An 18,807-nucleotide genomic window follows, 5' to 3' on the forward strand; every position below is an offset into this window, starting at 1 on the left:
GCAGAGGTTTACCCTGCGATCAGCTCGTTGGTCCGCTCGTACTCTTCCTTGGCGGCCTCGAGGAGCTCCCGCCAGGAGTCCACGTCAGGCCGACGCCGCAGCAGAGCTCGGCGTTCCCGTTCCGTCATACCGCCCCACACCCCGAACTCGATGCGGTTGTCCAGCGCATCGGCGAGGCATTCGGTACGGACCGGGCATCCTCGGCAGATTAGTTTCGCCCTGTTCTGGGCAGCTCCCTGGACGAACAGAGCGTCCGGGTCCGCACCCCGACAGGCGGCTCGGGAGGTCCAATCCGTGATCCACATGTTCGACCCCACTCCCCTTAGGTGGTCAGTCGTCAGTTGGGGCCGACGGGCGCGGGCGCCGAGCCTCCGTATTCAGTTGCCGCAGAGGAGAACGTACGCAACGGAGCGTTCTGGCCGACAGACCCCAGCGGACCAATTTTTCGACGGAGTGTTGACCGGGAATGACTAGTCACCCCCACCAGTCAAGGCGAAATGGGGTTCAGTTACCGATAAGGACACCCTTTCGACGTAACCTAGGGAACGTGCAAGCTCAGGGCAAAGATCGTGCGAACCCCGTCGTCAGCGTGACGCGGCTGCTTCTGGCGGCCGGCACGGCAGGTGTGCTGGCCGCGGCCATAGCCCTACCGCTCGTCGGCGGTGCGGGTCTCACGGTCAAGTCCAGCACCGAGGCGCTCAACCTCGAACCCGAGAACCTCGCCGAGCCGCCGCTCAAGATGCTGACGATCCTCAAGGACGTCAACGGCAAGCAGATCGGGCAGTTCTACAAGGAGTACCGGATCCCGGTCGGGCTGGACAAAGTCTCCAAGGAGATGAAGGACGCCATCATCGCGATCGAGGACTACCGCTTCTACGAGCACGGTCCGATCGACATCGAGGGCACCGCCCGAGCGCTCCTGAAGAACGTCACCGGCGGCGGCGTGGTCCAGGGTGGATCCTCCATCACGCAGCAGTACGTGAAGCAGGTACTCGTCAACTCGGCCGCCACCAAGGCCGAGGCCGAGGCGGCCATCGCGCCCACGCTGTCACGCAAGCTCAACGAGCTGCGCTACGCCATGGCGATCGAGGAGAAGTACACCAAGGACCAGATCCTGGAGAAGTACCTCAACATCTCCTACTTCGGCGCCGGCGCCCACGGCATCGAGGCCGCCGCCTACCGCTTCTTCGGCGTCAAGGCGGCCAAGCTCAGCCTCGTCCAGGCCGCGACCCTGGCGGCCGCCGTACAGAAGCCCGTCTCCACCGACCCGACGCTCGGCAACGACGCCAAGGGCCGCCTGCTCGACCGGCGCAACCTGGTGCTCGACACCATGGTCGTGCGCGGCAAGATCACCCAGCCCCAGGCCGACGAGGCCAAGAAGGCTCCCCTGGGCTACAAGAACACCCGCATCCCCGGCGGATGCGAGGAGAGCAAGTACCCATACTTCTGCTTCTACGTCAAGAACGAGATCCTCGACAACGACGACTTCGGCAAGACGGAGAAGGAGCGCCTCGACTTCCTCAACGCCGGTGGCATCACCATCCAGAGCACGCTCGACCCCAAGATGCAGAAGGCGTCCGAGAAGGCGATCAGGAACTACGTCTCCAAGAAGGACAAGCCGGTCGCGTCGCAGGCCATGATCGTGCCAGGCACCGGCGAGATCCGCTCCATGGCGGCATCGCGCGAATACGGGCTCAACGCCAAGAAGAACCAGATCGCCTTCAACGTCGTCGCCGACAAGGCGCACGGCGGCGGACGCGGCTTCCAGCAGGGCTCCACGGCGAAGGTGTACACCCTGGCCGCGGCCCTCGACGCCGGCATGAAACTCAACGACGGCAACAACACCGGCCGCGTCTACTCCGTCGCGCCCTACCCCAACCGGGCGTTCGAGACCTGCGGCGGCAAGGCCACCGGCGGCGACGCGCCACACCCCGTCGCCAACTCCAGCGAGGGCGGCGGCGGCTTCAAGACCCTCCAGACCGGCACCTGGGGCTCGGTCAACACCTTCTTCATGAAGCTCGAGGAGCAGGTCGGCCTCTGCGAGACCGTCAAGATGGCCAAGAGCCTCGGCATCAAGCGCGCCGACGGCGGCAAGCTCGAAGAGGTCCCCACCTTCACGCTCGGCGTCAACGAGATGGACCCGATCACCGTGGCCAACTCCTACGCCGTCTTCGCCGCCCGCGGCGTGTACTGCCGCCCCAAGGCCATCACCTCCGTCACCGACCGCGACGGCAAGGTGATCAAGTACGGCAACAAGTGCAAGGAGGTCCTCGACGAGGAGGTCGCCGACGCGGTCAACTCCATCCTGTCCGGGGTCTTCACCAAGGGCACCATGTCGGGCGTGGGCGGCATCAACCGCGACGCGGCCGGCAAGACGGGCACCACCGACGGCTACACGGCCGCGTGGTTCGCCGGCTACACGCCCGACCTGGCCTCCGCCGTCTCCATCGGTGACCCGCGAGGCGCCTTCAAGCACGACCTGACCGGCGTGACGATCGGCGGGCAGTACTACCAGTACGTGTACGGCGCCTCGATCTCCGGGCCCATCTGGAAGCAGTCGATGATGGAGGCGCTGAAGAACGTCGACAAGACGTCGTTCTTCCCGGTGAACTCGGAGCGGTTCGGCGGATGCTCGGACTACTGCGCGCCGAAGAAGCCCAAGAAGGACAAGGACGATGATGATCGAGGGGGCGGGCCGCGCAACCCGTTCGACGACATCTTCGGCAACCCTGGGGAGCAGGAGGATTCGCCGGACGAGGGCGACTTCTAGGACGGCGGGGCACGGCTGGCTGCGCCTGGTCGCGCGTGGTCGCCGCCTGACCGTGCCCTGGCGCGTGGTCGCAGCCTGGTCGGCCTGACCACCCCTTGGTCGGCCTGACCGCAGCTCGGTCGCGCCTGACCGCACCCTGGTCACGCGGTTCGCGCCTTACGCGCATCGCAGAGGCCTCCGCGCGTGTCGCGCGGAGGCCTCTTGCGTGCATGGCACTCGCCCCTGGCCACCCGGGCGGGTGGGACATCCCACCACCCAACCGGCGGCCGGGGCATCGCACGGCCCAACCGGCGACAGGCGGCCCCGCACGGCCTCCCCGCCGGTGATGTCCCACGTACGGCTCAGCCGGCCGCCAACGGCGTCGTAGCCCTCGTCAGAGGTTCACCCTGGTCCAGCCCCGGACCCCGGCCACGTCTACCCAGCAGCCGCCCACGACCGAAGCCCTACGGCCCTACCCAGCAGCCAGCCGAGCCTTCACCGCCTGGGCGACACGCCCGCCCTCGGCCCGCCCCGCGACCTTCGGGTTGACGACCTTCATCACCTGCCCCATCGCCTGGGGCCCCGAAGCGCCGGTCTCCGCGATGGCCTCGTCGACCAGCCTGCCCAGCTCCTCGTCCGAGAGCTGCGCCGGCAGGTACTCCTCCAGCACCGCCTGCTCGTCCAGCTCGGCCTGAGCCTGCTCGGTCCGCCCCGCGTTCCCGAAGGCCTCCGCAGCCTCCCGCCGCTTCTTCGCCTCGCGGGTCAGAACCTTGATGATCTCGTCGTCCGACAGCTCCCTGGCCTGCTTGCCCGCGACCTCCTCCACGTTGATCGCCGCCAGTGCCATACGGACGGTCCGCAGGCGAACTTCATCGCGACTCTTCATCGAGGCCGACAGGTCGGCCTTCAGCTTGTCCTTCAATGCGCTCATGCGCTCCATCTTGCCGTCTCCACTTCGGGCATGATGAAGAGGTGAGGAAAGCAGCCGCGGTACCCCTGTCCCTGCTCGGTCTCGGCGTGGCCACCGTCGCCTACGCATCGGTCGTCGAGCGCAACTCCTTCCGCCTGCGCCGCTTCGACGTCCCCGTGCTGGCCAGGGGGCAGCGCCCGGTGCGCATCCTGCACCTCACCGACCTCCACCTCACGCCCCGCCGTACGATGTTGATCAACTGGGTCCGTTCGCTGGGCGCGCTCGAGCCCGACCTGGTGGTCAACACCGGCGACTCGATCGCCCACGAAGACGCCGTCCCCGCCCTGCTCCACGCCCTGGAGCCGCTGCTGGGCCGTCCAGGCCTGTTCGTCTACGGCAGCAACGACCTGTACGCCCCCAAGCCCAAGAACCCCCTCCGCTACCTGTGGCGCACCTCGAGGGGCGACAACCGCCAGCACGTCCCGTCGCTCCCGTGGCGCGAGCTCGGCGCCGGCATGGCGGCCGAGGGCTGGTTCGACATGAACAACACCACGGCCCGCCTGAAGGTCGGCGACCTCGACGTGGCGGTGGCGGGCATCCACGACTCCCATATCGACCTCGACCGCTACGACCGCGTCGCCGGCCCGGCACCCGCCGACGCGGACCTCCGCCTGGGCGTCATGCACTCCCCCGAGCCGCGCAACATGGACCGCTTCGCAGCCGACGGCTACCAGCTGCTGCTCGCCGGCCACACGCACGGCGGCCAGCTGTGCATCCCCTTCTACGGCGCGCTCGTCACCAACTGCGGCATCGACCGCGCCCGGGTCAAGGGCCTCAGCCGGCACTCCTCGGCATGGCTGCACGTGTCGGCCGGTCTGGGGACCTCGCCCTACGCCCCGGCCCGGTTCTCTTGTTTCCCCGAGGCTTCGTTGCTGACGTTGGTGCCTCGACGCTGACGTGTCACAAGCACCGACGAAGTCCGCTAGACTTTCCCAAGCACGCCGAGATCGGTGTGCACCGGGGTGTAGCGCAGTTTGGCAGCGCGCTTCGTTCGGGACGAAGAGGCCGGAGGTTCAAATCCTCTCACCCCGACTGGGATTTTCCCAGTTCAAGGGCACTTTCGAGAAATCGAAGGTGCCCTTTCTGCTTGTCCCGGCCGGCACGCCAGCTCAGGCACGGTCCAGCCGATCACCGTAAAGTGGCCGATCATGGCAGAACTTGCACTCTTCGACCTCGACAACACCCTCGTCGACCGCCTGGCGGCCTTCCGCCGATGGGTCTCGGAGTTCACCCAAGAGCAAGGCCTGACCCCCGAAGACGCCGCCTGGATGATCGATCTCGACGCCGACGGCTCCACCCCCATGGACGAGTTCTTCACCGCATTACGCGACAGGTTCGACCTGAGCGACTCCCCGGAGGCGCTCTGGAAGGCTTACCGAGCACGGCTGCCTGAACTGGTCACCTGCCCCCCGGAGGTCCTGGCCGGTCTCCGGCAGCTGCGCGAGGCCGGTTGGCGGCTGGGCATCGTGACCAACGGCATGCCCGACAACCAGACCGGCAAGATCCGGCACGCGGGCCTGGCCGAGCTGGTCGACGGCTGGGCGATCTCCGGCGAGGAGCGGATCCGCAAGCCCGACGCCCGCCTGTTCCGCATCGCGGCCGAACGATGCGGCGCGAGCCTGGCCGACGGTGGCTGGATGGTCGGCGACGACCCGGTCATGGACATGGTCGGCGGCCATTTCGCCGGCCTGACGACGGTCTGGATCGACCGTGGCGTGCGCCCGTGGCCGGTGGACGGCCTGCGGCCCGGCCATGTCGTGGCCGACGCGATCGGAGCGATCAAGGTACTGCTGGGCGAGTAGCCGTCACGCCGCCAGCCACCTGAAGGAGATCATGGTGCCCCCCACCAACCCCCAGGTCGTCGACCACCCCTTCCTCAAGCTCATGTACCTCGGCGACTTCTACCCCCACCACGTCGTCGACAAGGGCAAGGCCATCCTGCTGCGCCTCTGCGAGCGCATCGAGGCCGAACCTCCCGCCGACCTGGACGCCCTTTACGTGCTCACCCATGCCGCCACCGACGAGTTCAACGATCTCGAAGCGGAGTTCGCCGAGGCGGGCAGCGAGATCGAGACCGTCGCCCGCGAGGCGATCGCCGAAGACTTCTGGTTCATCGCCATGTCGTACGGCTTCGCGGACGCGGACGTGGAGGAGCTGATCAGTACCCGAGAGTGGTGACCCAGCGCCCTCCCCATCGGCTACGGTGCCGGCCATGAGCGATCTTGCGCCCGGTCTCTACGAGCAACTCGTCACCGAGGGCCTGGCCCGCAAGCTCCGCGACCACCGCGGCGCAGCCCTGCGGCGCCCGCTCGACCAGGTCGAGGCCGCCGATGTCCTGACCGCCCACCTGGCCGCGCTCACCCGCCGGGCGCTGCGCTCGTTCAAGGGCACCGACGCCGAACGCCTGGCGCGGCAGATCGAGCTCGCCAACCGCCTGGCCGCGCTCCTCGGCGACGCGGAGCACGACGATCTCGTGTCGAGCACCCGCGAGCTGCTACTGGCTGTCACGCGCGATCACGCCCTCACCGGCGAGCCGATCTTCCCTCCCCGACCCGAGACGCCCCTGGCCGCCAGCGCCTTGCTGGTCAATGGCCACGGTCAGCCGAGCGTCGGCCACGAGCTGAAGCGCGAGCTGGCCTCCGCCGACCGGGTCGACCTGCTGTGCGCCTTCGTGCGCTGGTACGGCGTGCGGATCGTCGACGAGGCGCTGGCCGAGTTCGTACGGCGGGGCGGCAGGCTCCGGGTGATCACCACCACCTACCGGGGTGCGACAGAACGCCGCGCCCTGGACCGGCTGCGGGAGCTCGGCGCCGACATCAAGATCTCCTATGAGACGAAGACGACCCGGCTGCACGCCAAGGCGTGGCTGTTCCGCCGCAACACCGGGTTCTCCACCGCGTACGTCGGCTCCTCCAACCTGTCCAAGTCCGCCCTGATCGACGGGCTGGAGTGGAACGTCCGCATGTCGGCGGTCGAGCAGCCGCACCTGCTCGACACCTTCGCCGCGACCTTCGAGGAGTACTGGGGCGACCCAGCTTTCGAAGACTACGATCCCGCCACCGACCGCGACCGGCTGGACGAGGCGCTCGCGCTCGAGAACTCAGGACGCGACGAGCGGCTTCCGCTGACGATCACGTCACTCGACGTGCGCCCCTACGGGTACCAGAGCGAGGTTCTCGCGGAGCTGGCGGCCGAACGCCAGATCCACGGCCGCCACCGCAATCTGGTGGTGATGGCCACCGGCACCGGGAAGACCGTCGTGTCGGCGCTCGACTATCGCGCGCTGCGTGAAGCGGGCGAGGTCGATTCGCTGCTGTTCGTCGCGCATCGGGAGGAGATCCTCGTCCAGAGCCAGGGCACCTTCCGCCAGGTGCTGCGCGACGGCTCCTTCGGCGAGCTCTACGTGGGCGGCAGGCGTCCGGAGCGGTGGCGGCACGTGTTCGCCTCCGTGCAGTCGCTCCACCGCCTCGATCTCGACCTGGTCGACCCTGCCGCCTTCGACATGGTGATCGTGGACGAGTTCCACCACGCCGAGGCGTCGACGTACACGCGCCTGCTCCGCCACCTCCGCCCGCGTATTCTCCTCGGCCTGACCGCCACCCCGGAACGCACCGACGGCCAGGACATCAAACACTGGTTCGGCGGGCGCATCGCCGTCGAGCTGCGTCTGTGGGAGGCCATCGAACGACAGTTGCTGGCGCCGTTCCAGTACTTCGGCGTGCACGACGGCGTCGACCTGTCAGCGGTGCCGTGGAAGCGCGGTCAGGGCTACGACCTGGCGCAGCTCAGCAACGTTTTCACGGGCAACGACGCCCGGGTCCGCCTCGTCCTCGAAACGCTCAGAAGAAAGGTCGGCGACGTCGGAAGCATGCGCGCCCTGGGCTTCTGCGTCAGCATCGACCACGCCGAATACATGGCCCGGCGTTTCAACGAGGCGGGCATCCCCGCCGTGGCGATCACCTCGCGCAACGGCGACCGCGTCGCCGGACTCCAGCAGCTCACGTCCCGGGAGGTCAACATCGTCTTCACGGTCGACCTGTTCAACGAGGGTGTCGACATCCCCGGCATCGACACGGTGTTGTTCCTGCGCCCTACCGACAGTGCGACCGTCTTCCTCCAGCAACTCGGCCGGGGCCTGCGACTCGACAACGGCAAGGCGTGCCTGACCGTGCTCGACTTCATCGGCAACCAGCATCGCCGGTTCCGCTTCGACCGCCGCTACCGCGCCCTCACCGGCGCCAGCCGTACCGGAGTCGCCAGAGAGGTCGGCAACGGCTTCCCCACCCTGCCGCCGGGCTGCCACATCGACCTGGAGCGCGAGGTCTCACGGCTGGTGCTGGCCAACATCCGCCAGTCGCTCAGCCTCCGATGGCCGGACCTGACGGCCGAACTCACCTCCCTGCCCGAGCAGACCACCCTGGCCGGCTTCCTCGAAGAGACGGGGCTCGACCTGGAGGACCTCTACCGGCGTCGCCCAGGCTGGGCGGCGCTGCGTCGTACGGCAGGCAGAGGCACCGCGGCCGGGCCCCACGACGAGAAGATCGGCAAGGCGCTCGGCCGCATGCTCCACATCGACGACCCCGACAGGCTGGCCACGCTGCGCCACCTCAGCGGCGGTCCGTCCACGCGCGGCCGGCGACTGCTCGCGATGCTTGACGCGGCGCTCTGGGGTGGAGTCCAGTCCGCCTCCACCGCCGAGGCGCGCCTGGCCGAACTGCTGGCGCACACGGACCGCGTGAGCGAGATGACCGAGCTGGCCGACCTGCTCGGCGAACGCCGCCACCGCGTCACCCATCCCCTGCCGGGCGACATCCCGCTGCACGTCCACGCCACCTACAGCAAGAACGAAGCCCTGGCCGCCTTCGGCGTCGACAAGCCCGCCCACATGCGGGAGGGCGTCAAATACGTCGCCGAGGCCCGGGCCGACCTGTTCTTCGTCACGATCGACAAGTCGGAGAACCTCTACTCGCCCACCACGATGTACCACGACCGCGCCATCACCCCCACGCGCTTCCAGTGGGAGTCGCAGTCCACGCTGAGCCGGAGCAACCCCACCGCCCGGCGCTACATGTCGGGCGAGTCCACGGTCCACCTGTTCATCAGGGAGAACAAGCGAGACGACGGCCTCGGCGCGCCGCCGTACCTGTACGCGGGTCCGATGACCTTCATGGACTGCGACGGCGACCGGCCCGTGCGCTTCCAATGGAGACTGGAGCACCCGCTGCCGCTCGACGTCTTCCACTTCGCCAAGGTCACCGCCGGCTGAACTTCCGCGATCGAGGAGACGGGCTGGCATGAAGGCGAAAAGCTGGGCCAGCTCTGGAGCGACATCACGATCCAGGTCGACATGGTCGCCCAGGGCAGGGAGTACGCCCCCAGCTGGCTCCCAGCCGTTCGCAGTGGATCGTGGTCGACGGCCGACAGCGGCTAACCACTCTCATGCTCGCCCTGTGCGCGCTCAGGGATCTCGCCCGGGTGGAGTCGGTGCTGCTCGACCGGCTCAACCTGGTCCAGATCACCGTCGAGAAGGACGACAACGCCTTCCGCACCTTCGAGTCGATCAACAACACCGGTATGCGGCTCAGCCTGGTCGACCTGATGCGCAACTACGTCTTCATGTGCCGCCCTCGCGCGGCCAGCGGGTCTACGACGAGCACTGGATGCCGATGCAGCGGCTGCTCGACGCCAAGGCCATAGAGCAGCTCATGTACCTCATCCTGGCGCTCCAGGAGGGTGAGGGAGCTCAGGACAACGCCATCTACACAGGGCACCAGCAGCTCCTGACCGGCCTGGCCGACGACGAAGGCCAGGTGGAGGGCTATGTCAGGAATCTCCATCGGCGCGCACAACACCTCAGGCTGATCCTCGATCCGCCCGGCGACCTGCCGTTAGCGAGCACCTGCGCTTCCTGAACGACTGGCAGCCAACACCACCTATCCGCTGCTCATGCGGCTCCTGGAGTTTCGCGAGGACGACCACATCGGCGACGACAGGGTCGCCGAAACGCTCACGTATGTCGAGAGCTTCATCGTGCGCCGTCTCATCGCCGGCGTGACCACCGGCAACCTCACCCGCATCTTCCAGCGGCTTGCCGTACAGCTCGCCCCGGAAGACGACGCGCCGGAGGCCGTCAGGACCGCGTTGTCGCCCGCCAGGCTCTCCTGGCCGTCCGACGAGCAACTGCGCGACGCCGTACGCAACCGGGCGTTCTATTGGCAAGGCCGTACGGCGCTGGAACAGCTGGCCGAAGACGAGGGGCAGCATCGGCAGTTCGTCCACACCCTCGGCAACCTCACGCTCAGCGGTTACAACTCCGAGCTGGGCAACAGTTCCTTCGCCACCAAGCGCCGGCAGCTCGGGCAGAGCGGCCTGCTGATGAACCAGGAGATCGCGGCCCGCGAGAGATGGGGCAAGGCCGAGATCCTCGCGCGAGCCGACCGGCGCTCAACGCCCATCGGGTGCTCACCAAGCAAGGCAGGGTCTCCGAGGGTTTCCGCTGGCCTGATCCCGACGACGACCGAGATGTGCACGACGTCCTGCGGTCGGAAGGGGTCGCCTTAGACACCAAGGCTGCGCCTCCGCCGACCAGCATGTCAGCGCCCGAGAGCTGGCCCAGTTGCTCGGCCTGCCGGGAGCCGTCGATCTGGCCGAGGACGAGAGCGGCGAGGAGTACGAAGACACCGGCAACGAGCACGCGCAGCGGTTCGTGCGGCAGCTCATCGAGTACAGCGGCCCGCAGGCGGCCGGTGCCGTCCAGGCGCATCCTCGACCACTGGCGCAAGCAGGGGCGAGAGGTGCAGGACGGCACGTCGGCCGGGGCGTCGTGCGCGCCCATCGTCAAGGTGCGCGGCAAGCCGCTCTACGCGGTGCGCTTCTACTCCACGACCGTCGAGTTCCCCTTCGGCCTGCTCAAGAACCGGCCGCCCTTCGACGACCTGGCCCTGCGGGAAGAGCTGCGTGAGCAGGTGAACAGCGCGCCGGGGGTAGCCATCCCCATCGCTAAGCTGGAGCTGTACCCCTCGATCAAGAGCACGCAGCTGATCAACGTGGCGGTCTTCGACGTGATCGTCGCCGCCCTCGACTGGTTCGCGGCGCGGGTTCCTGGTTGACCGCCTGACCGAAACCTCACGGATGACCGACGAAACGCCCTGCCACTGCCTCATCTGCGTCGACCATGGCATCGAGCTCGACGACTTCGACCGACGGACGATCAGCGTCGTGCGCGCGCACGGCTGGAACGCCTTGGCCATTCCCGCCGACGACTCCGGTCCCGGCTGGGCCTACACCATCGGCCTGTGGCACTCCTTCCGCTCCCCCGAGGTCGCCATCTTCGGCATCGACGACATCGAGACGATGCAGGCCTGCCTCAACATCCTCGGCGAAGCCGTGCGCGCCGGCGACCGCCTGGTCGAGGGTGCGCAGCGGGACGACGTGATCGAGGATCACCCGATCACCCTCAAGCCGATCCACCCCAGCTGGTACAAATCGCTTTTCGGCATGGGGCTGTTCTTCTACCGGCGCCCGCCACTGCCGTTCCTCGAAGTCGTCTGGCCCGACTCGAGCATGGGCGTGCGGCAGCCGCAGCTCTGGATCCCCAAGGCGGAGCATCCGCCGGGCCCATGGCCAGATCTCCCCTGACGATCGGGGTGTAAGCGCTTCCACCCCGGGCAGCCTGAACCGCCGTGACCATCTACGAGGTCGCCAAGCGGGCAGGCGTGTCCATCGCGACCGTCTCCAGGACCCTGCGCGGCACCGGCCCCGTAGCGGCGAAGACCCGCGAAAAGGTCCTGAAGGCCGTCGAGGAGCTGAACTTCACCCCCAGCCGCCTGGGTGTGAGCCTGGCCGAGGGCAGGCATGCGGCCAACGGGATCGTCTTCCCCACCCTGGGCGGCCCCTACTACGCCGAGGTGCTGCTCGGCTATGAGGAGGTCGCCTCGGAGCTGGGCAGGTCGGTGCTGATCCTGTCGGCCAAGGGCGGGAGCAATGTGCGCGAGGCCGTCAAGGAGCTGGCCGGGCGGGTCGACGGGCTGGTGGTGTTCGGCAGGACGGTGCCGGGCGATGTGGTGGCCGAGCTGGCGGGCATGCCGCTGGTCTTCATCTCGTGCGGCCCGATGGCGGGTGCCGACACGTTGCGCTGCGAGAACGTGGAGTCCGCCCGCGTGCTGGCCGGGCATCTGCGCGGTCACGGCTACCGCCGTTTCGCCTTCCTGGGTGCGCCGCACACGCCGGGTGACGACATCTCCGAGCGCTGGGAGGGCGTCGAGAGCGTGCTGGGCGGGGCCGTCAGGCCGGTGCCGACGGCGGAGTACACCGTCGAGGGCGGCTACGAGGCGGCCAGGAAGCTGCTCAGGAAGAAGTCCAGGCCGCGGGCGCTGATCTGCTCGGGTGACGAGGTCGCGCTGGGCGCGCTGCTGGCCGCCGAGGAGTACGGCTTGGCCGTACCTGAGGACCTGGCCGTCACCGGCTGGGACGACATCATGGCCGCCCGCCACGCGCGGCCCGCGCTGACCACGATCCGCCAGCCCATGCGCGAGCTGGGCGCCCAGGCCGCCCGGGTGCTGGACGAGCTGATCACCCGTCCGCGCCCTGAACGTCACCGCACCTTGCCCACGCAGCTCGTCGTCCGGTCGAGCTGTGGCATCCACCCCCAGGAGGACCCCTGATGAGAAGGTTAGCTATCGCGATCATGATGGTCGCCGCCGTCACGGCGTGCGGCCGCAGCACGGACAAGGCTCCCGAGCAGGCCGCGGACGTCAAGACCGACAAGGTCACCGGCGAGATCACGGTCTGGGCGATCGGCGAGGAGGGCAAGGCGCTGGGCGCCTTCGCCAAGGAGTTCGAGGCGGCCAACCAGGGGGTCAAGGTCAACGTCACCGCCATCGGCTGGGACGTGGCCCACGACAAGATCACCTCGGCGATCGCGGGCGGCGCCACCCCCGACGTGAGCATGATCGGCTCGACGTGGGCGGGCGAGCTGGCCAAGACCGGGGCGCTGGACCCGACTCCCGGCAACCTCTTCGACAAGAACGCGTTCTTTCCCGGAGCGTGGCAGACGGTCGACGTGAACGGCACCGCGTACGGCGTGCCGTGGTACGTCGAGACGCGCGTCCTGTACTACCGCAAGGACCAGGCCGAGAAGGCCGGGGTGAAGGCGCCGCAGACGTGGGAGGAGTTCCGCACGTTCGTCCAGGCGCTGAAGGACAAGGGCGGGGCGAGCAAGGGCTTCAACCAGTCGTACACCCAGGGCGCGGCGTGGCAGGAGGTGCTGCCGCTGATCTGGCAGTCGGGCGGCGAGATCGTCAAGGACGGCAAGTACACCTTCGACACTCCGGAGGCGGTCGCCGCGCTCAAGCAGTACCAGTCGCTGTTCACCGACAAGCTCGCCCCGACCGACACCCCCGAGGGCGCCTTCCCGCAGACGTTCATCAAGGGCGAGGTGGGCGGCTTCTTCTCGGGTCCGTGGATGATCGGCGTGCTCAACAACGACGGCGGCGCCGACTTCAAGGACAAGTTCGACGTCGCGCCCTACCCGGCGGGGCCGCAGGGCCGTACGAGCTTCGTCGGCGGCTCCGACTGGGTGGTGTTCAAGCAGGCCAAGAACCGTGACGCGTCGTGGAAGTTCGTCCAGTGGCTGACCGACCCCAAGGTCCAGGCCAAGTGGTACACGACCGTCAAGGCGCTTCCTGCCGTGCAGGCCGGGTGGGACCAGCCGGAGCTGCAGGGCGACGAGCAGCTGAAGGTCTTCGGCGAGCAGCTCAAGGACGCCAAGACCCCGCCGCCCTTCCCCACCTGGGAGCAGCTGGCCAAGGTCCTGGAGGCCGAGCTGGAGAAGCTGGCCAAGGGCAGGTCGACGCCCGAGCAGACCGCCAAGGCCATCCAGGAGCAGGCCGACACGATCGGCACCGGGCTGTGAGACGCACCCTGGGGTGGGTGTTCGTCCTGCCCTTCGTCGTGATGTTCGCGGTGTTCTATCTCGGCCCGCTGCTGGTCGGCATCGGGATGAGCTTCACCGACATGCGCAGCACCGACGTCGCCGATCCGCTGGCGGTCAACGTGGTCGGCGTCGACAACTACCTGCGGCTGATGGACGACGCCACGATGCGCAAGGCGGCGGTCAACACGGTCATCTTCGTGCTGACCTGCCTGCCGCTCACGATCGGGCTGGCGCTGGGCGCGGCGGTGCTGCTGAACTCCGGCATCGCCCGCCTTCCGGCCGCCTTCTTCCGGCTGGGCTACTACCTGCCCAACATCACCAGCATCATCGGCGTCGCTGTGGCCTGGAAGTTCCTACTGGAACCGGAGGCGGGCCTGGTCAACCGGCTGCTGGAGCTGGTCGGGCTGCAGGGCGCCAACTGGCTGCAGGACGAGAGTACGGCCCTGCCGTCGATCATCGTCATGACCGCCTGGCGCAGTTTCGGCTTCGACATGGTGGTCCTGCTGGCCGGGCTGCAGGCCATCCCGAGGGAGCTGTACGAGGCCGCCTCGGTCGACGGGGCCGGGCGCTGGCAGCGTTTCCGCAACGTCACCCTTCCCGGGCTCAAGCCGGTGCTGCTGTTCTGCACCGTCTACAGCTCGATCGGCTTCATGCAGTTCATGGAGGAGGTGCTGGTGATGACCAGGGGCGGGCCGCTCAACTCCACGATCTCGGCGTCGCTGGCGATCTTCAACCAGTTCGGCGCGGGCAACTACGGCTACGCGGGCGCCGCCTCGACCGTGTTGTTCACGGTGATCGTCGCGCTTGCCGTACTGCAGCTCAGGTTGGGGAGGCAGCGATGACCCGCCGCCAGAAGGCGATCACCTACCTCGGGCTGAGCCTGGGGCTGCTGCTGGTGATCGGGCCGTTCGTGTGGACGGCGCTCAGCTCGCTCAAGCCGGAGTCGGAGATCCGGCGCGATCCGCCCACGTTCTGGCCGGAGACCTTCACGCTCGACAACTTCGTGGAGCTGTTCGAGCGGGTCAACATCGGCCAGTCGTTCGTCAACAGCCTGATCGTCGCGCTCGTCCTGGTCGCCAGCAACGTGCTGCTGTGCTCCATGGTCGGCTACGCCTTCGCCAAGCTGCCCTTCCGCGGCAAGAACCTGGCCTTCAGCCTCGTCATGATCCAGATGGCCATTCCGGCGATCGTGCTGATGACGCCGCAGTTCGTGCTGATCGCCAAGCTCGGCCTGGTCAACACCTTCGCGGGGATCATCCTGCCGACGCTGGTCGGGCCGCTGGGCGTGTTCATGATGCGCCAGTTCATGCAGGAGCTGCCCGACGAGCTGATCCACGCCGCCCGGGTCGACGGCGCGGGAGAGTTCAGGATCTTCTTCCGGATCATCCTGCCGCTGTGCGGGCCGCCGCTGGCCACGCTCGGCCTGATCACCTTCCTCGGCGCCTGGAACAACTTCCTGTGGCCCGCGGTCGTGGCCCAGAGCGAGGACATGTACACCCTGCCGGTCGCGCTGAACATCCTCAACGGCCACGAGGGCACCCACTACAACCTGCTGGTCGCCGGATCGGTCGTGGTCATCGCGCCGATCCTGTTCATCTTCATCTTCCTGCAGCGCTACTTCGTGCAGGGCATCGCCACCACCGGAATCAAGTAGGACATCATGCTCAACACCGTCTTAGCACTGTCCTTGACCCTGACCCCTCCCGTTCCCGCCACTCTGTACGGCTACGCGGCCGACACCTGGCGCTCCCTCGACGCGATGGTCGAGCCCGCCACCGGCCTGCCGGTCGACAAGGTCACCGGTGACCTGAAGACCCGCGCCAAGGTCACCTCGCCCACCAACGTCGGCATGTACCTGTGGGGCGTCTTCACCGCCCGCGACCTGGGCCTGATCTCCAACCGCGACGCGATCAAGCGCACGAGCAGGGTGCTCGACGCGCTCGCCCGGCTGGAGGTCCACCAGCCCAGCGGCCAGTTCTTCAACTGGTACGACCCCGCCACCCTGGAGCTGATCCGCACCTGGCCGGAGAACGGCAACCCGGTCAACCCGTTCGCCTCCAGCGTCGACAACGGCTGGCTCGCCGCGGCCCTGATGATGGTGCCGCAGGCCGTACCCTCCCAGGGCGGCAAGGCGCGCACCCTGCTGCGGCGCATGGACTTCGCCTCCTACTACGACCCGGCCGCCCGCCCCGACGCGGGCACCGGCCTGCTGCGCGGCGGCTTCTGGCGCGAGAGGCCCGTCGAGTGCTCGGTCGAGACGACGTACAAGGGCACGACGATCTACAGCACCTGCCACCACTACGGCGCGCCGGCCGAGACGCGCATCGGCACCTACATCGGCATCGCGCTCGGCCAGCTCCCCAAGGAACACTACTTCGGCATCTACCGCACCTTCCCGGACGTCGGCTGCGACTGGGCCTGGCAGGAGCAGAAGCCGGTCGGCAGCTGGAAGGAGTACCTGGGCGTCAAGGTCTGGCAGGGCACGTACGGCTACCGCGGCATGCGCTACGTGCCCAACTGGGGCGGCTCGATGTTCGAGGAGCTGATGAACGACCTGATCGTGCCGGAGAACGTGTGGGCGCCCAGGAGCTGGGGCCGCAACCACCCGGTCTTCGTCAAGGCGCAGATCGAGCACGGGCTGAACGAGGCGCGGTACGGCTACTGGGGCTTCTCCCCGTCGAACGACCCGCACGGCGGCTACCGCGAGTACGGCGTCGACCAGCTCGGCATGGACGCGCCCGGCTACACCTCCGACACCGAGCGCACCAGCGTCGACCCGGGCTACGAGGGCTGCCGCCCCGCCCAGCCGGAACCGGCGGGCTACGGCGACGGCGTGGTCACCCCGCACGCGTCCTTCCTGGCCCTGCGCTACGCCCCGCGCCAGGCCGTGGACAACCTCGCCAAGCTCAGGCGCGACTTCGACGCGTACGGCCCCGGCGGCTTCTACGACGCGGTCGCCGTACGCTCCGGTGTGGTCTCGAAGTACTATCTCGCCCTCGACCAGGGCATGGTGATGGCCGCGCTCGGCAACGAGCTGGCCCGCGACAACCTGCGGCGCTACTTCGCCACCCCGGAGGTCGCCGCCAGGCTCAAGCCGGTCCTCTCGCTGGAGGAGTGGGACGTCCGGTAGAAAGCGACCGTGATCGATCTGCGCCAGTTCCACGTCCTCAGGGCCGTGGCCGTCACCGGGTCCCTGGCCGGGGCCGCCCGGCTCCTGCACCACGGCCAGCCGACGATCAGCTACCACCTGGACGCCCTGGAGTCCCACCTCGGCGCGAAGCTCGTCGAGCGGGGTCCGACCGGCGCCGTGCTGACCGACATCGGCGCCATGGTGCTGGAGCACGCCTCCGGCGTCCTGGACCGGATCGCGGCCGCCGAGTCCGACGTCGAGGCGCGCCTGGCCCACGGCCTGGCGACGGTGCGGGTCGGCGCCTTCACCACGGCCGCGACGAAGCTGCTGCCCCGCGCCCTCCGTCACGTGACGGCGGGCGGCGGGGTGGGCGTCCAGCTGACCGAGGCGGAACCCCTGGAGCTGCTCACCGGGGTCAGGTCGGGAGCGCTGCACTGCGCGATCATCTACGACGTCGCGGGCGCGCGCCCGCGCGACCTGCGCGTGGAGACCCTCTTCGACGACCCGTTCCGGCTGCTGCTGCCCGCGGACCGCCCGCTCGACGGGCCGGTCGACCTCGGCCTGCTGGCCGACGCGGGCTGGATCATCTCCACGGGCAGCTACGACCCCAGCGACCAGATCCTGGTCGCCACCTGCCAGTCGCTGGGCTTTCGTCCCCGCATCATGCTCCGCTCCGACAACTACAGCGTGATCCACGCCTTCGTCGCCACGGGCGGGGTCGCGCTGGTTCCCGAACTCGCCCTGGAGGAGGGGCACGCGGTCGTGGTCCGCGACACCGTCCAGGACGTCGGCGCGCGCAGCATCATGGCCGTCACCCGGCCGGGGCGGCAGCCGCCTGCGGTGGAGCGGCTGCTCCACAGCCTGTGTGGAGGGGATCTCTAGAAACGGGGCATTCCAGGTGAATCCACAGGCTGTGAGGATGCGCTCATGACTGCCATGTACGGCCCCGATCTCACCTTTCTCGGCATCCCGGCCTGCGACCTGCGAGACCCTGACTCGTGGAGCGACGCCGAGGTGGTCATCCTCGGCGCTCCCTACGACGGCGGCACCTCCTACCGGGCGGGCGCCCGATTCGGCCCCGGAGCGATCCGCCAGGCCTGCTACCTCCCGCACGACGGCGTGCGCCCCTCGCTCGCCCTCGGCGTCGACGGCCTGCGCGACCTGCGCGTGAAGGACGCCGGCGACGTCGAGATGTTCAGCGGTGACGCCCACGCCTCCCACGCGGCGCTGGAGCACGCCGTGCACACGATCGCGGCCGCCGGGAAGATCCCGCTCGTGCTCGGCGGCGACCACTCGATCGCCCTGCCGAACGTGACCGGCGTGGCGCGCGCGGCCGGCTGGGGCCGGGTGTCGATCATGCACTTCGACGCCCACGCCGACACCGGCGAGAGCTCCTTCGGCTCCCTCATCGGCCACGGCCAGCCCATGCGCAGGCTCATCGAGTCGGGCGCTGCCAGAGGCGACCGCTTCCTCCAGATCGGGCTGCGCGGCTACTGGCCGGGGCCGCAGACCCTCCGGTGGATGGCCGAGCAGCGTATGCGCTCCTACGAGATGACCGAGGTCGTCGAGCGCGGGCTGGACACCTGCCTGGCCGAGGCCTCGGCCATCGCGGTCGACGACTGCGACGGGGTGTACCTGTCGGTCGACATCGACGTCGTCGACCCCGGCATGGCGCCCGGCACCGGCACCCCCGAGCCCGGCGGCCTGACCTCGCGCGAACTGCTCGACGCCGTGCGGCGGCTCGCCTACGAGCTGCCGATCGTCGGCGTCGAGGTGGTGGAGGTCGCGCCCGCCCACGACCACGCCGACATGACGGCGATGCTCGGCAGCCGGGTGGTGCTGGAGGCCCTGTCGGGCCTGGCCAGGCAGCGGGCGGAGAAGAGCGGCCGCGCCCAGCCCTGGGACCCTGGCCGGCCGCTCCTGCCGACGACCTGACCAACCTGCACCAGATCCTCACAACTGCTGCGCAGCGTTCGCAAACCGGTTTGCTTTGATGACGCCGTGAGAGAGTCCAGACCCCCAAG

19 protein-coding genes and 1 tRNA gene are annotated in these 18,807 nt (G+C 68.6%); 18 read left to right on the forward strand and 2 right to left on the reverse strand.

The genetic code is table 11. From position 1 onward, the window contains the following. Positions 1-8: 8 nt before the first annotated feature. Positions 9-305 carry a WhiB family transcriptional regulator gene (locus tag HNR30_RS13635; RefSeq protein WP_181610211.1) on the reverse strand — a complete coding sequence of 99 codons (297 nt, stop codon included), beginning with the start codon at positions 303-305 and terminating at the stop codon, positions 9-11. A 284-nt stretch (positions 306-589) separates the two neighbouring features. Here HNR30_RS13635 and HNR30_RS13640 point away from each other — a divergent pair, with 284 nt between their 5' ends. After that, on the forward strand, positions 590-2,770 hold the full coding sequence (locus HNR30_RS13640) for a transglycosylase domain-containing protein (protein ID WP_312894393.1): 2,181 nt from the start codon (positions 590-592) through the stop codon (positions 2,768-2,770). 451 nt (positions 2,771-3,221) lie between these two features. On the opposite strand, the gene HNR30_RS13645 is transcribed toward HNR30_RS13640, so the two are convergent. After that, a complete protein-coding gene (locus HNR30_RS13645; protein WP_181610213.1) occupies positions 3,222-3,680 on the reverse strand; it encodes a GatB/YqeY domain-containing protein in 459 nt (152 codons plus the stop codon). A 41-nt stretch (positions 3,681-3,721) separates the two neighbouring features. On the opposite strand from HNR30_RS13645, the gene HNR30_RS13650 reads away from it, so the two are divergent. The 17 genes from HNR30_RS13650 to speB all read left to right on the forward strand — a co-directional run bounded on the left by HNR30_RS13650 (position 3,722) and on the right by speB (position 18,718). Continuing rightward, on the forward strand, positions 3,722-4,615 hold the full coding sequence (locus HNR30_RS13650) for a metallophosphoesterase (RefSeq protein WP_312894394.1): 894 nt from the start codon (positions 3,722-3,724) through the stop codon (positions 4,613-4,615). 62 nt (positions 4,616-4,677) lie between these two features. Beyond that, positions 4,678-4,751: transfer RNA gene (locus HNR30_RS13655), tRNA-Pro, on the forward strand. A gap of 116 nt (positions 4,752-4,867) precedes the next feature. Next, positions 4,868-5,521, forward strand: a complete 654-nt coding sequence (locus HNR30_RS13660) for an HAD family hydrolase (protein WP_181610215.1) — start codon at positions 4,868-4,870, stop codon at positions 5,519-5,521. 31 nt (positions 5,522-5,552) lie between these two features. Beyond that, the gene (locus HNR30_RS13665) at positions 5,553-5,897 is read left to right on the forward strand and encodes a DUF5713 family protein (protein ID WP_220133570.1); all 345 of its coding nucleotides are present in this window, start codon (positions 5,553-5,555) and stop codon (positions 5,895-5,897) included. A gap of 34 nt (positions 5,898-5,931) precedes the next feature. Beyond that, the gene (locus HNR30_RS13670; RefSeq protein WP_181610216.1) at positions 5,932-8,985 is read left to right on the forward strand and encodes a DEAD/DEAH box helicase; all 3,054 of its coding nucleotides are present in this window, start codon (positions 5,932-5,934) and stop codon (positions 8,983-8,985) included. A gap of 140 nt (positions 8,986-9,125) precedes the next feature. Continuing rightward, positions 9,126-9,416 carry a DUF262 domain-containing protein gene (locus tag HNR30_RS13675; RefSeq protein WP_181610217.1) on the forward strand — a complete coding sequence of 97 codons (291 nt, stop codon included), beginning with the start codon at positions 9,126-9,128 and terminating at the stop codon, positions 9,414-9,416. Then, the gene (locus HNR30_RS13680) at positions 9,338-9,631 is read left to right on the forward strand and encodes a hypothetical protein (RefSeq protein ID WP_181610218.1); all 294 of its coding nucleotides are present in this window, start codon (positions 9,338-9,340) and stop codon (positions 9,629-9,631) included. Before HNR30_RS13675 ends, HNR30_RS13680 begins: the two co-directional genes overlap by 79 nt. A gap of 34 nt (positions 9,632-9,665) precedes the next feature. Further along, entirely contained in the window at positions 9,666-10,280 is a 615-nt protein-coding gene (locus HNR30_RS13685) for an HNH endonuclease family protein (RefSeq protein WP_181610219.1), read from the forward strand. 185 nt (positions 10,281-10,465) lie between these two features. Next, the gene (locus HNR30_RS13690) at positions 10,466-10,828 is read left to right on the forward strand and encodes a hypothetical protein (protein ID WP_181610220.1); all 363 of its coding nucleotides are present in this window, start codon (positions 10,466-10,468) and stop codon (positions 10,826-10,828) included. Between the two features lie 22 nt (positions 10,829-10,850). Continuing rightward, positions 10,851-11,357: a DUF4262 domain-containing protein gene (locus HNR30_RS13695; protein WP_181610221.1), complete on the forward strand. Its 507-nt coding sequence runs from the start codon at positions 10,851-10,853 to the stop codon at positions 11,355-11,357. A 44-nt stretch (positions 11,358-11,401) separates the two neighbouring features. Then, entirely contained in the window at positions 11,402-12,382 is a 981-nt protein-coding gene (locus HNR30_RS13700; RefSeq protein ID WP_181610222.1) for a LacI family DNA-binding transcriptional regulator, read from the forward strand. After that, complete coding sequence (locus tag HNR30_RS13705; protein WP_181610223.1) at positions 12,382-13,632, forward strand: sugar ABC transporter substrate-binding protein; 1,251 nt, start codon at positions 12,382-12,384, stop codon at positions 13,630-13,632. The genes HNR30_RS13700 and HNR30_RS13705 overlap by 1 nt, the downstream gene beginning before the upstream one ends. Next, entirely contained in the window at positions 13,629-14,495 is an 867-nt protein-coding gene (locus HNR30_RS13710; protein WP_220133571.1) for a carbohydrate ABC transporter permease, read from the forward strand. The genes HNR30_RS13705 and HNR30_RS13710 overlap by 4 nt, the downstream gene beginning before the upstream one ends. Further along, positions 14,492-15,307, forward strand: a complete 816-nt coding sequence (locus HNR30_RS13715; RefSeq protein WP_181610224.1) for a carbohydrate ABC transporter permease — start codon at positions 14,492-14,494, stop codon at positions 15,305-15,307. Before HNR30_RS13710 ends, HNR30_RS13715 begins: the two co-directional genes overlap by 4 nt. A gap of 6 nt (positions 15,308-15,313) precedes the next feature. Beyond that, positions 15,314-16,783, forward strand: coding sequence for a glucoamylase family protein (locus HNR30_RS13720; RefSeq protein WP_181610225.1), 1,470 nt, complete (start codon positions 15,314-15,316; stop codon positions 16,781-16,783). 9 nt (positions 16,784-16,792) lie between these two features. Further along, positions 16,793-17,665: a LysR family transcriptional regulator gene (locus HNR30_RS13725; RefSeq protein ID WP_181610226.1), complete on the forward strand. Its 873-nt coding sequence runs from the start codon at positions 16,793-16,795 to the stop codon at positions 17,663-17,665. A 45-nt stretch (positions 17,666-17,710) separates the two neighbouring features. Further along, positions 17,711-18,718: an agmatinase gene (gene speB / locus HNR30_RS13730; protein WP_181610227.1), complete on the forward strand. Its 1,008-nt coding sequence runs from the start codon at positions 17,711-17,713 to the stop codon at positions 18,716-18,718. The last annotated feature ends 89 nt before the right edge of the window (positions 18,719-18,807 follow it).

Source organism: Nonomuraea soli (assembly GCF_013761175.1).
GTDB lineage: Bacteria > Actinomycetota > Actinomycetes > Streptosporangiales > Streptosporangiaceae > Nonomuraea > Nonomuraea soli.

What these genes read in the sequence shown, in the direction of transcription:
- speB (WP_181610227.1), top strand. Translation starts at nt 17,711, where the DNA reads ATGACTGCCATGTACGGCCCCGATCTCACCTTTCTCGGCATCCCGGCC.
- HNR30_RS13715 (WP_181610224.1), top strand. Translation starts at nt 14,492, where the DNA reads ATGACCCGCCGCCAGAAGGCGATCACCTACCTCGGGCTGAGCCTGGGG.
- HNR30_RS13660 (WP_181610215.1), top strand. Translation starts at nt 4,868, where the DNA reads ATGGCAGAACTTGCACTCTTCGACCTCGACAACACCCTCGTCGACCGC.
- HNR30_RS13670 (WP_181610216.1), top strand. Translation starts at nt 5,932, where the DNA reads ATGAGCGATCTTGCGCCCGGTCTCTACGAGCAACTCGTCACCGAGGGC.
- HNR30_RS13695 (WP_181610221.1), top strand. Translation starts at nt 10,851, where the DNA reads ATGACCGACGAAACGCCCTGCCACTGCCTCATCTGCGTCGACCATGGC.
- HNR30_RS13645 (WP_181610213.1), bottom strand. Translation starts at nt 3,680, where the DNA reads ATGAGCGCATTGAAGGACAAGCTGAAGGCCGACCTGTCGGCCTCGATG.
- HNR30_RS13720 (WP_181610225.1), top strand. Translation starts at nt 15,314, where the DNA reads ATGCTCAACACCGTCTTAGCACTGTCCTTGACCCTGACCCCTCCCGTT.
- HNR30_RS13665 (WP_220133570.1), top strand. Translation starts at nt 5,553, where the DNA reads ATGGTGCCCCCCACCAACCCCCAGGTCGTCGACCACCCCTTCCTCAAG.
- HNR30_RS13685 (WP_181610219.1), top strand. Translation starts at nt 9,666, where the DNA reads ATGCGGCTCCTGGAGTTTCGCGAGGACGACCACATCGGCGACGACAGG.
- HNR30_RS13635 (WP_181610211.1), bottom strand. Translation starts at nt 305, where the DNA reads ATGTGGATCACGGATTGGACCTCCCGAGCCGCCTGTCGGGGTGCGGAC.
- HNR30_RS13705 (WP_181610223.1), top strand. Translation starts at nt 12,382, where the DNA reads ATGAGAAGGTTAGCTATCGCGATCATGATGGTCGCCGCCGTCACGGCG.